Genomic DNA, 17,826 nt, shown 5'->3' with positions numbered 1-17,826 from the left:
ACGAAAAGTAGAATGATTTAGTGAAATTATACAAATCATTCTACTTTTTTTGTTCATTTATGACCTTACAAATCTAATAATTGTTTATTATCACATATACATCACATTGTAAATAGTTTTTTTTGACATAATTTTTCTTTTTTTATTTTACCTATGCTATATTTTTTGTGAAAGGATACAGGAGGGAACATCTATGAAAAAAAGTAAAAGACGAAGGAGTATGATATATCATAAAGTGTGGAAATCATTTGCATGCTTTTTTATCATTATGCTAATGGTTTTATCCATGATGCCAAACAATATGTTGTTTGCAGAACCAAATAGTGATATTGAACATACAACGGAAACCACCGACGAACCACAGGAGGTTCAACAAGAAGAACAAGAACCAGAAAAAGAATTAAGAGGGGCACAAGATTTAAGCAAACAAACAGAACTGTTAAATTGGCAGATCGACTCAATTCTTGTAAAAGGAAACGAAGAAAAACCTGCCATGATCAAATCCAAAGATGATATTCTGGATTTAAGTAAAACAGATGCAGAAACAATCAAAGAACTGCAACTGCTTTTTACACTTCAAATATCTGAAGTAACGGATGAACATTATCTTCAAAAAGGAGATACTTTATCCATTACGTTGCCAAAAGAATTCGTGATTGATGAAGTAAAAGAGCCAGTCGCAATTTTTACATATGATCAAAAAGTATACGAGGAAAATGGATTACGTGAAGAAGATAAAAAGATCCAGATTGGCGAATATACGTTAGATAAAGAACATATCTTGCATATCACATTCACACAAGCTATCACAAAAGAGGATATGAGTGAAGTATTTGCGATACTCCCTATTACATTCTCTTTACCAAAGGATCAAAAAGATTTAACAACCATCACTTTCCCATTACAGGAAGAAAATAAAAATCTTTCTATCCTTTTGCCTGTCCAGAAAACAGAAGAAGTAAAGAAAGAAGAACCAAAAGAGGAACAGCCAAAAGAAGAACCAAAGACTGAACCAACAAAAGATGAACCAGTTTCTGATGATAAAACAGAAGCGAACACACAACCAAAAGAAGAAACAGTTGAGAAAACAGATAAAGAAAAACCAACGGAAAACGTTAAAGATGAAGTGAAAAAGGATGGCAATTTAAAACCAAATACTACCATTAAACAAGCTTTAATCAGTACAGTGCGTATTTTCCCATCAAATGTACAGGATAAAATCTTACAGACGTTAGCATCAAGCAGTCCTTATAAACAAACTTTTGTAACAGATTTGCCAGATGGGTTTGAATCTGTGAAAATCAGTGTTATAAATAAGAATGGCGGGTATACAATTACTAGCAAGGATAAGACAGTAAAATTCAGTATTTCTGCTAGTTTGAATGATGATTTTTTATATGAAACTTTTGAACAAGTTTTAGGATTTCCAGGTGCACCGGTATTATCAGATGATTATGATGCATATGAAAAAGCAGTAAGTGATTTTCTTAATACACCAGAAGTAATAGCGAAAATTGCTAAATTAGAATATACCTTTGATTTAGGGGATAATTTCGTTAGAAAAGATGTTGATAGCGAAGAAAAACCAAATGAATTAAAAAACCAAGATGGAATTAAAATTGGAGGGTATTGGATTGAAGATGGTGTAGTACATATCAAGTTTGATTATGAAATGTATAAATCACAAGGAGTTTTTGCTACTGCTAATGTTGAAGCAGAACTAAATAGTGATGTAGAATTAACTGATAAACCAAAAGATGTAGAATTTGAAAATGAAAAATTAGTATTAAAAGAAATAGGTAGTTCTGATGGTGAAGATGGTTCATCATCTGTTCCAAAATATTCTATTGAAAAAGACGCACCATTAAGTGTAATAGAACCTAAAATAGAATATACAATTGATTTGAAAGCAAATGACTCTAAAGAAACATTAGTTGGAAAACAATTAGTTGATAATATTCCTTCAGGTTTAAAAGTAAAAGAATTAATATGTAAAACAGATAATCAACCTAGAGATTTTAACTTAGTAAAAGATCAACAAGGAAATGTCATTGAGCCACAACAGTTAACATATAAGATTCCTGCTGAAGATATTCTTGAAAATTCTACCACTGCATCATATAAGGTAGTTTTAGAGCTAAATGAAAATACTTATCAGTCATTAATTAATAATGGCTCTCTTGATCAAACATTTATGAACAAAGCATCTTTGATGGATGAAGATATGAAAAATGATTTGGCTACATCTGAAGAAGTTTCAACAAAAATGAAAGTCTACTTTTTGAAAAAAGATGGACAACAACAAGATGTAAATGGTACACGTTTTAATTGGACAATAACAGCTAATACCAAACTTCCAACATTTAAAGAAGGATATTTAGTTGATACATTTGTATTCTCTGATCATAAACTTTTATCTGGTACGTCTATCACTATAGGAAATGATTCTTATCCTATCGATGATCTTGAAAAAATAGAAAATGTTAAAATTCCATTTGGAGAACTAAGTGTAGAAAAAATCAGGAAAGATATATGTGAAAATGTCCGTAGATATAAACCTTTCTATTATATTTATGATAATGGAAACAATAATGATTATGAAGATGATGAGCAAAAAGAAAAACAATTCGTCTTAATTATTCCTTTTGATAAATATCATGGTGGTGATGACAGTAAAGAAATAAAAGTACGTTATAATACTGAATTAAATTTACATGGTAATTCCATGAGTGATTTTTTAGAAAAATATCCTAACGTAATAGGAAATAAAAATATAGGAAATATTGTTAATCTATTATGGGAAAATACAGATGGAATAGGACCTAATCCAGTTCCATGGGATGATGTTACATTTAGTAAAGATGTGAATACAAATATTGATGTAATGCAAAAAAAAGGTATCAGCTATGATCCATTGACCCAGAATGTTGTTTGGCATTTAGAAGTCAATAAAATGGGTGCTGAAGTAAAAGCATTAAATGGAACAGATGTTACCATAGATGACATGTTTCCAAAAGGTGCTTATGATTTAAGTACTTTTGAAATATCTTATACAGAATATGAGCGTGCAACTTCAACAAAAATTGATGAAAAGAAGCTTGTATTGAATAGTGATTATACATTTACTGATGCAGATACTTCAACAAAGAAATTAACAATTAAGATGCCAGAATTATCGGATAATCAATATCGCGTTTATCGAATCCAAGCAGTTTTAAAAGATCCAAATGTTTTATCTGTACAAGGAAAAGGCATAGGAATTGTCAATAAAGCAAAAATTAATGCAACAGTAAATGGTAAGAATGTAAACACTATTACAGAAGCTGAAATTAAAATAGATAATACATTGATTATTAAAGATGCAGTAGGTGGTTATGATTATAAAAATCATTTATTCAAATGGAAAGTAACTGTAAATCCAAATAAATTAGATATCAAAGATGCATTAGTAACTGACACCTTAGAAAAAAATACTAGTTTTGATAAGCTTGAAAGTGTGAAAATAGTAGATCGTAATGGTAACGAAACTACAGAGTCATTGAGTCCAGATGTAGGTACTGATGTAGTAAAATTTGATCTAAACGATATTTCAGGAAAGACTTATATTTTAACATTTACAACGCAATTAGATAATACGGATGTGTTAAACACAATATATAAAAAAGATAGTTCTGAAGATAAAGCTGAATTGAATAAAGATAAAATATTTGAAAATAATGTTGTTTTAACAGGAAAAATTATAGGTAGTGAAGATGTTGCACCAGTCGAAATCACGAATGCATCAGATGCAGCTAATGTTCCAGTAAAACCAAATAGAATGGATAAGGGTGGTATCTATAATCCAGATGATGGTAGTATTGCGTGGACAATTTATATTAATAAAGGACATGCAAATTTAAAAGGTTTAAAGTTTGTTGAAAATTTAAAACTGGATGATAAACCGTTAATACACGAATTAGATCAAGATAGTGTGAAAATTCATCAAATACAGATGAATCCAGATGGAAGTATTAATACAGAAAATAAAACTGATGTAACGGATCAATTAAAAAATAGTATCACGATTGAGGGTTATGAAAGTTTCTCTATTGATTTTGGTGATCAGGATAATAAAAATACTTATATGCTTACTTTTACTACTTATCTAAATGAAGCTGCAACAGGAGCAGAAATAGCAAATGAAGTTTATTTAGATGATGGAAAAGGAAACCAAGTTGACAATTCTAATACAAGTGATGGTGGATATGATGGAAGCTATGATTTTAAGGATATGGCGCAAAATAGCCCTAGACCTAAGGTTGCGATTCGTAAAGTAAGTAGTAATAGTACAAATATACCAAATAATGCTAATTTGTTATTGAATGATGCTAAATTTCAGATATCTGCATATGAAATCACGAATCGAAGTGATAGCACTTGGAAAATAAATAGTACTCCAATAAGCAAATATACGAAACTTAATCTATCAACAAAAGGTATGGCTTATTTTCTAAATATTATGAATAAGGACAATATCGTATATAAATTAGAAGAAACAGAAGCACCTTTAGGATACATAAAGAATGCAGAACCAGTTTATTTTTACTTCATGGATATTGCCACACATTCTGATGATGAATTGAATAAAGAGTTTTATATTGATAATAGAAAAGTCATTAATATTCGTTATGGTAAAGCCGGTGATAAAATTGAACCAGTGCATGAAATTGTTGTTGAGAACACTCCATTAGATACAGCAAAATTCTCATTCACAAAACAAATTCCAGATACTTTAAAGAAAGATGGAACAGTTGCAAATTATAAATCAGCTGGGGAAGGATATAGTTTCTTACTTCACGGTACTGGAGATTTAAATGGGAAAATTAAAGATCGCATATTTCATACAGATAACAATGGACAAGTTACAATTGATGCACTTGATCCTGGAACGTATGAATTAACTGAAATTAAGTCAAATACTTATTACAACGTTGGAGGAAAATTCAACTTAACTGTTTCAATAGATAACAACAGTAAATATAATTTTGAACTACAAAATGGTACAAATGCAAACGGTTTAACGTATGATCAAACGAATAATATTCTGAAAAACGATTATGTTAGAGGAAATCTTATATTTAAAAAATTTGTACAATATCAAGATGGTGAAGAAGCTGATCATAATATTGTAAAAGGAAATCAAGAGCCATTAGCTGATGTAGAATTTACTTTAACAGCTGATACTTCAACTACTACAAATGCTGGTTATGCAAATACAGCAACATCAGGCGATGATGGAACAGTTACATTCGCAAATATACCTGTAGGTGAATATACGCTAAAAGAAATAAAGAAAGATGGATATGATGAAAATTCTAATGAATATAAAGTTACTGTAAAAGAAGTGGAAGATAAAAATAATAAACTTTATGATGATAATGGAACAGCGTATAATGGAAAGAAAGCAGAGATAAGTATTAATCCTTTATTGGATACTGCAAATAATAACAATAGTACATTATACAATACACCTGAAAAAGGGACTGTAACGTTAACTAAGGTTATGAACAACAATGACACAGGTTTAACTGGTATTGATGATAAAACTTTAGAAGGTGTTGAATTTGGTCTATATCGTAAGATTAATGGTATTGTAGCAAGTGAACCAGTATATAATGCCACTTCTGATTCTTTAGGAAAAGTGGAGTTTGTTAATGTAGAATATGGTGATTACGTTTGTAAAGAAATAACGGATTTACCAGATTTTGAAAAATATACATCTGAAATATCAATGAATCGTGGAGAAGTTACCTATGATGCAAGTATACATACTTTTAGCTTGAATTTAGGTAATGTACAAAATCAATTGTACAAAACAAATGTGAAATTCCATAAACAAGATCAAGATAACAATTCATTAAGTAATGTGAAATTTAAACTATATCGAAGAAGTTCAGAGGCAATCACTAATACATCTACACTTACTGAATTACGTGTATCAGATGATATTCGATCTTATTATCCATATTTGAATAATGAAGTTTCATCAGATGATAATGGTGATTTCACTTTATCTAATATACCTGTAGGTGATTATTTATTAATTGAAAATAGTGGAGTAAGTGATTTACAGGATGACCATAATAAGGTCGCAATCCATATCAATATCACAAAAACAAGTGTTGATGTGAAATTTACTGATACCTTTAAAGAAACTTTAACTAATGATCATTATGCTTCAGTTGATGAAAGTCAATGGAGTAGTATTAACTCTACTAACAAAACTTATAATATTGTGAATCAACGTAAATTCGCACAAATACAAATCAATAAGATATATGGTGAATTAGATGGAAATAGCTATACTAAAAAAGATTATAGTCAACCATTAGCTGGCGCCAAATTCTTGATATCTACTAGAAATGAAAATAAAACTACACCACTTATCTACGCCACTACAAATTCTAATGGTAATTTTGATTATAAAGATGGAAGATTAATAGGTAAAGATGAAAATGGAGAACAAATCAATAAACGTCTATATTATGGAAGCTATACAATTAAAGAAATATCTACAGTAAATGGATACGAAGTTGTACAAGATGAAGTAGATTTTGATTTAAACGATGATAGTGATACAGCTTCTCATGGTGGTACTGCATGGCTAGTGAACGAGGGTAAAAATCAAAGTGAAATTACTGTTAGTAATTCAAATGATCAAACATTTATTGATCCTATTATACGTTCTAAGGTTTCTTTGACGAAATTAGGTAATAGTGGACAACCATTGACAGATGCAGAATTTACTGTAAAAGATGGTAATACAGAAGTTGCTTATCTGACATATAAAGACGGTAATTATGTATTAACAAATAGCAATGGAAATCAAACATTGGATGAGAAAAAAGGAAATATCCCATATCTATATAAAGATGGCGATGTATATAAACTATTATCTGGAACATATCAAGTAGAAGAATCTAAAACACCTGCTGGTTATCGTAAAGGAAGTTTCCAATTAAATATTTCAGATACAGATGGAACAGTTACGTTAAGTAATCCACAAAATTGCGATATTGATGAAACAACTAATGAAGTCACAGATTTACCTATTATTCTGCATATTGAAAAACAAGATTTATCAAAAAATGAATTAACTGGTGCTGAATTTAGTATTAAAGGTGAGTTTGTGGATGGTGAAGGAACAAAAACTTTATCAGATGCAATTAAACTTCAATTAAAACCTAATGTTGAGTACACTATCATAGAAACCCAAGCACCAAATGGTTATATAATGTCGGATAAACAACCAATTATAAAATTTGATGAAACTGGTAAAGTAAGTATTGAAAATAATGCAGATAATACGATTGCTTTAAAAGATAATACTGTGATATTTAAGAACGCTCCAATTCAAATTGATCTGTTGAAAAAAGAAAAAGATACAAATAAAGTATTAGCAAATGCTGAATTCACATTAAAAGGTACATTTGCTAATACTACTGAATCAGAAATTACAGGGTTAAAAACTGATGATGAAGGAAATCTTTCTCTATACAGCTCTAACTGGAATTTGATTGGCGGAAATAAATATACATTAACTGAAACCAAAGCACCTGATGGATACATTCTTGCACCTGATATTACATTTACAGTAAAAAAAGATGGTACAATTACGGATATTTCTAATAGCTCTACTACTACTGATGATAAAAAAGTTATCGTAGAGAATACTCCAATTACAGCATCACTTAAGAAAATCGATGCAACAAATAAGCAACCTATAGAAGCAACATTCAATTTATATGATGTTACTGCAAAAACTAATAAAGAATTTACTACGGTGAATGGTTTATATGATTTTAAATATCTAGTTCAAGGACATACATATCAGATTACAGAAGTTGTAACACCTGTAGGTTATGAAGTTCCAAAAGATCCAGTAAAAGAGTTTACTGTTCAGACAGATGGTACTTTAAAAGTTGGAGATAGTACTATCGAAAATAATCTGATTGTAATTGAGAATATTAGAAAGACTGGAAAAATGGAATTGATAAAAGTTGATAGTGATAAGAAAACAGTGTTAGAAGACGCAGAATTCACATTAACGGGACCAAATAAATATTCCAAAATATTAACAACGAATAAAGATGGAAAAATATCAGTAGATAATCTTTCATGGGGAGAGTATACATTAGTAGAAACCAAAGCACCAAATGGTTATAAACTTGATGCTAAAGAACACAAATTTACTATTGATAGTAAAACGCTTTCTGTAAGTTCCATAGATGGTGAAGTTCTCACAAATCAAAAGAATAGTGTAATTATTCAAAAAACGGATATGAATAGTAATAAATTATCCGGAGCTACTTTCTCAATTAAAGATGTTACAGAAGACTTTGATGCTGATGAGCATAATAAATTGATTGAAAGTGTTTTGAATGATCAAGATTCACAGGTTATAACATTAGAAGGTGTTTTGATTGGTGGTCATACTTATGAATTATCTGAAACCAAAGCACCAGATGGCTATCAACGTGTAGTTGACACTGTACGATTTAAAATGAATGAGTATGGAGCAATCAAAAACGTTGGTACATGGGATGAGCAACATTTCGTTTTAAAAGCAAATATGATTACTGTAAAGGATAATCCAATTACTGCTACATTAGTAAAGAAAGATGATAAGAATAATCTACAAAGTGGTGTTGAATTCACTATTAAACCAGCGGAAGACTCAAAATTTCTTAAAACACCTGAACAACAGCCTTTAATCACAAATGATAATGGTGAAATTGTGTTGGATGGTTATCTACTACAAGGAAATACCTATATCGTTCATGAAGAAAAAGCGTTGAATGGTTATTCCTATGAAGAAGACCGTACATTAACTGTAAATGAAGATGGTATCGTTTCATGGAGTGTTAATGGTAAAGAAATGGATAATGTATTTACAGATCATGCATTGAAGTTTGATATTGTGAAGGTGGATGATGCTGGAAACAAGATTAAAGATAAATTATTCAAACTAACGGATTCAGATGGTAATGAATGGGCAGTTATTAGCAATGCTGAAGGTGTATTGATTGATCGTAATAGTAGACAACCTCTTGCAAAAGAATTAGCAGCTGGTAAATCTTATACGCTGGAAGAATCCAAAATGGAGAATAGTCCATATATCAATTTACATAGTGCAATCACCTTTGATATTACACGTCAGGGAACTCTTGATAATGTGGAATATCATAAAAGTGATAACGTGGCATTATCTAAAGACTCTCTACATTTACAGATCACCAATGTACAGACAACCGCAAACTTTAAAAAAGTAAATGCTAAAGGAGAAGTAGTTGTTGGCGCAAAACTTGCAATATATGCGGACACTAATGGTGAAGCAGGAAATGAAGAACCATACAGCTGGACAACGGATAAAGATATTCATACAATCAAGATGTTGCCACAGGGTACATATTGGTTGAAAGAAGTAGAAACACCTTATGGTTATATCACTGCAAATCCTATTCAGTTTACTATGGATGGAAAAGGTGAACTGAGTATAAATAACAAAGAAGGTTCTGTTGAAAACCAGACGATTATCATGACAGATGAGCTTGTGAAAGGGCACGTTAAGATTGAAAAACAAAGTGATCAGGGTGTTGCTTTATCTGATGTAGTCTTTGATTTATATCATGCAGATGGTAAATTGATTGCACAAAATCTTACAACAGATAAGGATGGCAATTGGTACAGTGAAGGCTCTAAAGAATTATCAGCTGGACTAGAAGCAGGTAAATATTATATTCAGGAAACAAAGACACAGGATGGATATCAGTTGCCTGAGAATAATAAAACATTCTTCACTATTGCTGGCAAGGATACAGCTGGTATAATTACACAGCCTGACGTAATTAGCGTAGAAGTTAAAAATCAGCCATATCAAAGAACACTTCATATCGTGAAGAAAGATATCGAAGATGACGCTGTGATTCCTAATACAATGTTTACATTACAAAGAATCAAAGATGGTAATGGTAAAGAGGTTACAGAAGATGTGATGACGAAGGTAACTGGTGAAGATGGTACATTATCCTTTACAATGAATCAGAAAGGTACATATCGCTTAAGTGAAACAACACCTGCAAATGGTTATGTTCTAGGAAAAACACCTTATGTGAAAGAATTTGTATTAGATGATACAAGTGCTGCTTCTATTACCTTAGAAGAGGGCAATACGATTTATAATGAACGTGCGACTGGTGTAATGCAATTGGTAAAAACAGATGATCTAAGTAAAGAAGCATTAAATGGTGCGGTATTTACACTATATCAGGGTGATAAAAAACTTGGTGATTTCACTACAGGAAATAGTTATGCGAAAGATGCATCCGGTAACTGGAATGCGGAAAGTGGAGAAGAAGGCAATCTGAAGATTTCTGGATTGTCATGGGGTGATTATGTCATTAAGGAAACAAAAGCCGCAGATGGATATCAGCTGGAAAACAACGAAGCATCCTTTACAATTGGTAAATCAGGCACGGACATGATTTTGGAAGTTAGCGATATTGCAATTACCAATTTACGTACAAAATTCACATTCAAGAAACTTGCGACATATGTGGAAAGTTGTTCCGATGAAACATTAGGTACAGGCGCATTGCCTGGCAATTCCACAAAAATATTGCAGGGTGCTGAATTTAGTGCATATGATGAAACAGGTAAACTGTTCGCAAGTGCAATTAGTGATGAGTTTGGAAATGTAACATTTGAAAAGATGCTGGCAAACCATACATATACCATTAAAGAAACAAAGGTTCCTACTGGTTATATCGATCATAAATCTGTATATCAGGTACATATTGATGAAAACGGTCAATGTGGTGAATTGATAGATACTTCTGCAAATAAAGCAGTAAAAGAAGTTATCAATGATTTACAGCGTACAGATATCGTATTGAAAAAAGTAAGTGAAACCAATCCGGATAACATGATTCCAAATTCTGTTTATGGATTATATCGTATGCCAAAGACTAGATTCTTCAGATCAAGAAATGTGGATGCTGAACCACAATTGATCGCAACCGCAAAAACAGATCAAAATGGTATTTTACGTTTTGAAGGTGTATTGATGAATCAGGATTATATGATTAAAGAACTGATTGCTCCAGATGGCAGTCAGCGAAGTGAACATCCAATCACCATCACCTTTGCGATGAAAAATGGAGAAGTTGTTCTTACAAACTTTGACGATGGAAAAGGTACCGCAAAACTGGATGAAGAAGGCAATATCGTATGGTATGAACCGGATGTTATCGTAAGTTTTGATAAAGTGGATGAAAAAGGTAATCCGCTTGCGAATGCAACCTTAGAATTATTAGATAAAGATGGTAACGTTGTAGATACATGGACAACAGATAAAGAAGCACATGTAGCTATCAATTTATTGAAGGCAGGCGAGCAGTATACATTAAAAGAAACCAAAGCACCTGCTGGATATACACTGGCAAATGATATCAGCTTTATCGTAGAAGAAAAGGATTTAGGACCGAATGAACAATTTGTTCAAAAGGTCACAATGCAAAATACACTTACCAATTTGATTGTTGAAAAACATGATAAAGACAGTGGTAATGTATTAGAAGGTGCACAATTTGTTATCTATGATACGCATACCATGGAAGTTATGAAGGATTATGCGGGTAATGAATTGAAGTGGACTTCAAAGGGTATGGATCAATTTGTCGGAGTACCGGCAGGGGATTATATCCTGAAAGAAACTATGGCACCAGATGGTTATCAATTAGCGAAAGACCTTGCCTTCACATTAACAGAAAATGGTGTATTGCTTGTGGATGGCAAAGTCGTTGATAAACTTGTTGTTGTGGATGAGCGAAAAGTGGATGAAGTGATTACACCAACGCCGCCAGTTGACACAGGTGATCAAACGCAGGTCAATATGTATCTTGCCATGTTGTCTGTATCTGTGATGGCACTAGGTGTCTTGATCAGAAAATTATGGACATTGAATAGAAAGGCTTAAATGAAAAGGTTCTGATATAAACATATCAGAGCCTTTTTTGAATATAGAAAAAGCTGTATCACAATAAGTGACACAGCGCTTAAGCTTTATTCTTGAATGTAGGCCAATACCAGTTTCATAGTGGCTTCTACACCTTGATAATGTGTACGCTCCATACCATGGCTTGCGTGAACACCCGGGCCAATTAAAGCACCACGAATGTTGTTTCCACCTTTTAATGCTGCACTGACATCGCTGCCATACTGAGGATAGATATCTACAGCATATGGCAGTTCGTTTTTCTTTGCTAAATCGATTAATTTGCTGGTCATTTCATAATCATATGGACCACTGGAATCTTTTGCACAAATGCTGACATCGTATTCTGTACATGCTAAGTCAAGACCAATACATCCCATATCTACAGCAATTAATTCATCTATTTCTTCTGGAATCCATGACATGCCATGACCGACTTCTTCATATGTACTCATCATAAAGATACAATCATATGCAGGTGTGATATTTTGATCTTTCAGTTCTTTTAATACACCAGTCAAAATCGCCACACTAATTTTATCATCTAGGAAACGGGACTTGATAAAGCCGCTGTCTGTGATGGTTACTTTAGAATCATATGCCACAAAATCACCGTTAGCAATACCCAGTTTTTCTACATCTTCTTTTGTTTTTACTACTTCATCAATTCTGACTTCCATATTGTCAATGGTGCGTGGTGTTTTGCTGGCATCTGGATATACATGTACAGCAGGTGTTGTACTTAATATCGTACCTGTATATACTTCGCCATCTCTTGTATGAATATTACAATATTCTCCATCAAGAGTTGGAAGCATTGGTCCGCCAACAGTGGTTAATGCAAGATAACCATTTGATTTAATAGAGCGTACCATAAGTCCCAGCGTATCACAATGGGCACAAAAACCAATGGTTTTTTCACTGCTTTGTCCTTTTACATACACCAGCAGGTTGCCCTTTGCACTGCGTTTGGTTTCATAGCCAAGTGCAGTGACTTCTTTCTCCACAAAGTCAATGGCTGCTTTCGTGTAGCCACTTGGACTGTCGATGTGCAACAGCTCCTTTGCAAAATTCAATACATAATCCTTATTCATAAATATCCTCCTTGTTTATAGCTTAGCTAAGGCTTGTTTTAATTCATTCTGACGATTGACACATGCATATTGTTCATTTAACAATTGATCTTGTAAAGATGTAATCGTTGATAGACAATCACGTAAGGCTTTTAGATTTTTATCAATTTTTGATTGTGCCATGATATCAAAAAACATATTGTCAAAGAAAATATCAGCACCGGATAACCAGCCTTCGATGGATACATCAGGTAATTCTACCTGTTTGACATCATTGACTTCTTTTTGAAAACGATGCAGATTTTCGGATAATTCCGCAATCTTTTTCTGTGCCCCGTCAATATGGGAATGTTTGATTATGGAACTCATCATACCACCACCAAACATATCAATAGTACCCCATGTTGAAGCATTTTCCATTTCTTTGACTGCGGCTTTTAACTGGTCTGTGACCACATATCCGGCTTCAATGGCTTCCATTAATTCTTTTTCCATCAATTGTTCTTTTTCTAAACGATGATACAGTTCTTTGGCTTGTTCACTGTGTTCTCCATGCATCGTATCTTCCATCTGTAAACGATATAATGCTTCTCTAATAGCATCTTCCTGTTCGATTTCTTGTGTACATTCTTCTAATTTTCTTTGTAAGACTTCCGCTTCTTCCTGCAGCTGCTTTACCTGAATGCTTGCCTGTAGTGCTTCACGTTCTTCCTTGGCAAGACGTTCTTCTTTATCATGGGAAAACCATGCAATGACATTTGATAAAGAGGCATGCTGAAGCTTTTCAACATCACGGTTTTCTTTCTTCAATATTTCATAAGCAATCAAAAGCTTCGCATCATTTTCATCAATACGCTGTTGAAGCTCCACCTGATAATCCTTTAAAGATTCTATTTTATGTAAACGATGTTTCAATGCGGTTATTTTTTCATTCATAAATTTCTCCCATTATTTACTGATGTAGACACCATCCTGCTGATCGATTTCTTTTACTTTGACACGAATGACTTCCTGTAAAGAGCTTGGAATATTTTTACCAATATAATCTGCGCGAATCGGCAATTCACGATGTCCTCGATCTACCAGAACAGCTAATTGTATTTCACTTGCTCTGCCAAAATGCATGATCGCATCCATAGCAGCTCTTACGGTTCTTCCTTTAAACAACACATCATCCACCAGTACGACTTTTTTGCCTTTCACAGGCATTTCTAAATCAGGAATCGGATAGGCTTCTTCCAAATCATCCCGCCAGTGTGAAACATCCAAAGCATAACAAGGGACTTTACAATCTTCAATATGTTCAATCATATCACATAAGCGGTTGGCTAATATTTCACCACGAGTCTTAATACCAACGAATACTACATCATTGACGCCTTTGTTATGTTCAATGATTTCATGGGCAATACGTGTCATAGAACGACGCATGCCGATTTCATCTAATATTTCTTTTGTTTCCATGTATCCTCCATTTTAAAACAGATCCAGCAGTTCATCCTTGCTCATGCGGGTAATGATACCCTCATTGCTGGAAATGATTGATTCACTTAAATCTTTCTTCAAATCTTGTAAATGTAAAATCTTTTCTTCTATAGTATCCTTCGCAATCAGTTTAATGACCTGTACATTGTTATGCTGTCCAATACGATATGCACGATCGGTTGCCTGATTTTGGGCAGATACATTCCACCATGGATCAAAGTGAATAACAACCTCTGCACTTGTTAAATTCAATCCAGTACCTCCGGCTTTTAATGAAATTAAGAAGATACAGGTATCATCATGGTTAAAGGCATTGACCATCTGTTGACGTTTGATCTTTGGAGTCGATCCTTTCAACAGGTAATAAGGAATATCCGCATCAATTAATTCTTTTTCTAACAGGGACAATAAACTTGTGAACTGTGAGAATAATAAAATCTTTTTGCCAGATGCACGACAGGTTTCTATATATTCCATGCAGGCACGAATCTTGGCACCGACACCTTCATAGTTTTCATATAATAAACGAGGATCACAACATAGCTGACGAAGTCTTGTTAACATGCTCAATACCATGATACGACTTTGAGGTAAGCCATGTTCCTTCATGTTTTCCTTTAAATCCTCTTTCATCATTGCGACATTCGCAAGATATAATTTACTAGCTTCTTCATCCATTTCTACCAGCATCGTATGTTCACTCTTAGGTGGTAATTCTTTTAATACATCCTTCTTCACACGACGTAAGATGAATGGTTCTACCAAACGTTTCAATTCTTTTAATGTGACAGGATCATTTTCTTTTACGATAGGATATTCATAATATTTTTTAAAATATGGATAAGTATACAGATATCCTGGCATCAGATAATCGAAGATACTCCATAATTCTGCCAGTGAGTTTTCAATCGGCGTACCTGTTAATGCAAAGCGGTGTACGCTTTGCATTGCCTTGACACTTGTGGCATTCTTGGTGTTATGGTTTTTGATATATTGTGCTTCATCCAATATCTGATATTGAAACAAGATATCTTCATAGGCTTCTACATCACGTTTTAAATAATCATAAGAAGTAATCAAAACATCATAATCTCTACTGTTGGCAATCTTTGTTTTACGATCTTCACTGCTTCCTGTAATAATCAGACTGGTAAGTGTTTCAGAGAATTTTTCTATCTCACTTTGCCAGTTTAATATCAAAGAGCTTGGACAGACAACCAAAGACTGACTTTCTGGATGATGGGCTTTTTCATCTTCCAAAAGTGTGATGATCTGTATAGTTTTACCAATTCCCATATCATCTGCCAAAATGCCACCAAAGCCATAATCAGACATGGTTTTCAGCCAGCGGAAACCTACTTTCTGATAATTACGCAAAATAGATTTTAAAGAATCCGGTACTTTGTAGTCCGCATCCTGAACGTTTCTGATACCACGCAGGATATCCTTAAAGCTAGTATCACGATCAACTTTGATCATATTGACTTCTTTCATACTAGAATCTAAATATAAAGAACGATATTTATCTACTTTGATGACACCACTGCTGATTTCTTTTTCTTCTACATGCATACCATCAAGGATGGAACTTAATTCGGATAAGGCACTGTCCTCTAGATTCACAAAAGAACCATTCTTCATACGATAATATTTCTTATGCATACGATAGCTGGACAATACATCCTGTAATTCATCAATTGGGAAGTCAAAGGTATCAAAATTGATTTCCAATAAATCACTTTCAATACGTACACCCATACTGATATTGACGCTTTCACGAATTTCCAGCTTTTTGAATTTATCTGTAGCATAGATATCACACATACTGTTTAATTCTTCAAATCCATGCTGTAAGAATTCATAAATCGCATCCTGAGAATTCTCAATATAGGCAATGCCTTCATTGGCATCAATTCTTGTCATATATTTTGTAAATACCAAACGAACGGCGATCTCTTCATTGAAGTTTCGTGATGTGGATAACATATCACAGGAGAAAGCGTTATATTCATCTTTACCATAGGTATAAATCAATTTGGCACTGATGACATTGTTTTTTGGCATATCAATATATACCTTGCATTCTAATGGCAAAGGCGCAAATTCAGAAATATCCACACCATGAAAGCTCATCATGGAACGAATATTCATCAATACATTATTAAAGAACCCTGGCATTAAATCTTTGCTTAATACGAAGGCGCCTTTTTTCTCCAGAAAGGCCTTTAGAAATGGTGTTGCCTTTTTACTATATTCTTCATCACAACGATGTAAAATGTTATCTTTTAATATATAGGTGTGCGTTCTGCCTTCTAAGACACGATAATCTAAATCAGGTAAAGAAATCTGATACATTCCTTTTTCATCTATTTTCACATCTACATGAAAATCGGGATTTTGATCAACGAATTTCACATTGATCAGATTTTTTTCTTTACGACGCTGCATGACATCCTTTCCTGCATACATCATAAAGAATTCATCCAGGGCATCTTTTGTCAGACATAAATTCCTTGCCTGTGGTGCACTTTTCAATGCTTCTTTACTATTGAAATAATAGGTATCATGTTCATGTGCTTGTAAGAACTGAATCAAAGGAATACTTTCTTCATCAAAGCTATGAATGTTATGCAGAAATTCCAGCTCTTTGCCATATCCCTTTTTTACATTATGTTCTACATCATATAGAAACTGCGAGATATCTTTGATAATATATTTTTTGGTATTTCCAATCTTTAATGTCACAGCTAGAATTCGTTTCTGACGTAATTCAAATACTGGTTCTAAATGAACAGCATTTTTTAAATTCATTGCCAAAGAGGTATACACCAATTGCTCCTCATAGGCATTCATCAAACGAATAGCTATTGGATCCTGCATTGTTTTTATCGGAGCCTGTTCCACTTTACGAAGCTCTTGATCGGTTTGTATCTTCAATAATACAGCGACACAATGCGGGCAAGACGCAAAATTTTTCTGGTGTGCAGGGCAGTTGCATATATGGGCACGTACCAGATAATCATCCTTATCGACAGACATATTGACTTCATAGTAATGCTTCTGATCCTTTACTGTCGCATTGATCAATATGATTTTATCATTAGAAAAATCATCAATATCCAAAGAAACGATGGCATTTTCTTCCATCAATTGTTTGCCTTTTTCAAAGACTTCTTCTTCGATTGCGAAATCTTTTATCTGTGCTGTTGTAAATTCCATGTAATCACCATGCTT

Annotated in this window: 5 protein-coding genes; 1 reads left to right on the top strand and 4 read right to left on the bottom strand. The window is 33.2% G+C overall.

Annotated elements, in window-relative coordinates; translation table 11 throughout:
* The first annotated feature begins 193 nt into the window (after window positions 1-193).
* Complete coding sequence (locus DW761_RS14230; protein WP_117518526.1) at window positions 194-12,016, top strand: SpaA isopeptide-forming pilin-related protein; 11,823 nt, start codon at window positions 194-196, stop codon at window positions 12,014-12,016.
* Window positions 12,017-12,102: 86 nt separating this feature from the next.
* Here DW761_RS14230 and DW761_RS14225 read toward each other — a convergent pair whose 3' ends face one another.
* From DW761_RS14225 to DW761_RS14210, 4 genes are read right to left on the bottom strand one after another with little or no spacing between them, the layout of a single operon-like run.
* Complete coding sequence (locus DW761_RS14225) at window positions 12,103-13,128, bottom strand: M42 family metallopeptidase (RefSeq protein WP_117455541.1); 1,026 nt, start codon at window positions 13,126-13,128, stop codon at window positions 12,103-12,105.
* 15 nt (window positions 13,129-13,143) lie between these two features.
* Window positions 13,144-14,043, bottom strand: a complete 900-nt coding sequence (locus tag DW761_RS14220) for a hypothetical protein (protein WP_117455543.1) — start codon at window positions 14,041-14,043, stop codon at window positions 13,144-13,146.
* Between the two features lie 12 nt (window positions 14,044-14,055).
* A complete protein-coding gene (gene pyrR, locus DW761_RS14215; RefSeq protein ID WP_117455545.1) occupies window positions 14,056-14,571 on the bottom strand; it encodes a bifunctional pyr operon transcriptional regulator/uracil phosphoribosyltransferase PyrR in 516 nt (171 codons plus the stop codon).
* Window positions 14,572-14,583: 12 nt separating this feature from the next.
* Entirely contained in the window at window positions 14,584-17,811 is a 3,228-nt protein-coding gene (locus DW761_RS14210; RefSeq protein WP_117518525.1) for an SNF2 helicase associated domain-containing protein, read from the bottom strand.
* Between the last annotated feature and the right edge of the window lie 15 nt (window positions 17,812-17,826).

It is taken from the genome of Absiella sp. AM29-15, from assembly GCF_003434225.1.
GTDB classification, from domain to species: Bacteria; Bacillota_I; Bacilli_A; order Erysipelotrichales; family Erysipelotrichaceae; genus Hoskinsella; species Hoskinsella hominis.
The sequence above is the reverse complement of the archived record's forward strand: the minus strand, read 5'-3'. Positions and strand labels throughout refer to the sequence as shown.

Coding starts and splice junctions, on each gene's coding strand:
- DW761_RS14210 (WP_117518525.1), bottom strand. CDS start 17,811: ATGGAATTTACAACAGCACAGATAAAAGATTTCGCAATCGAAGAAGAA.
- pyrR (WP_117455545.1), bottom strand. CDS start 14,571: ATGGAAACAAAAGAAATATTAGATGAAATCGGCATGCGTCGTTCTATG.
- DW761_RS14230 (WP_117518526.1), top strand. CDS start 194: ATGAAAAAAAGTAAAAGACGAAGGAGTATGATATATCATAAAGTGTGG.
- DW761_RS14220 (WP_117455543.1), bottom strand. CDS start 14,043: ATGAATGAAAAAATAACCGCATTGAAACATCGTTTACATAAAATAGAA.
- DW761_RS14225 (WP_117455541.1), bottom strand. CDS start 13,128: ATGAATAAGGATTATGTATTGAATTTTGCAAAGGAGCTGTTGCACATC.